The sequence below is a fragment of the Flintibacter faecis genome (genome assembly GCF_014287875.1).
GTDB lineage: Bacteria > Bacillota > Clostridia > Oscillospirales > Oscillospiraceae > Lawsonibacter > Lawsonibacter faecis_A.
Window position 1 is genome coordinate 1 of record NZ_JACOPN010000039.1, and the last position, 582, is coordinate 582.

The window sequence follows — 582 nt, forward strand, 5'->3', positions numbered from 1 at the left end:
CTCCAGCCGTCTGCGGATATAGTTCGGACCATGACCGTTTAGGGCATATCCGAAAATCAGCCGCACAATCGGGGCGGTTTCCTCGTCAATGAGCAGATGGTTTTTGTCCTCCGGGTCTTTCCGATACCCAAACGGGGCAAGACACCCGGTAAACTGTCCTTTCTGCGCTTTCAGAAGATAAGAGGAATGGACTTTCTTGGAAATATCCTTGCTGTACATCTCGTTCAGGATATTCTTGAACGGGGCAATGTCGTTGTTATCCCGCAGGGTGTCGATACCGTCATTCATGGCGATATAGCGGACACCGTTTCTTGGGAAAAAGTCCTCAATCAAATGCCCGGTTTGCAGATAGTTACGCCCCAGTCGGCTGAGGTCTTTCGTGATGACAAGGTTGATTTGCCTGCGCTCAATGGCTCTCAACATTCTCTGTAAATCAGGACGCTCCATATTAAGACCTGTGAAGCCATCGTCCTGATAGACTGCCACAACCTCCCATCCCTGCTTTTCGCAGTATTTTTCCAGCATATCACGCTGGTTTGCGATACTGGCACTTTCGCCTTGCAGGTCATCGTCCTTTGACAG

General features: G+C 49.8%; 1 protein-coding gene. It reads right to left on the reverse strand.

Annotation, left to right across the window (positions count from 1 at the left end; genetic code table 11):
• A partial coding sequence (locus H8S55_RS13910) for a recombinase family protein (RefSeq protein WP_186879363.1) occupies positions 1-582 on the reverse strand: 582 nt, incomplete at both ends.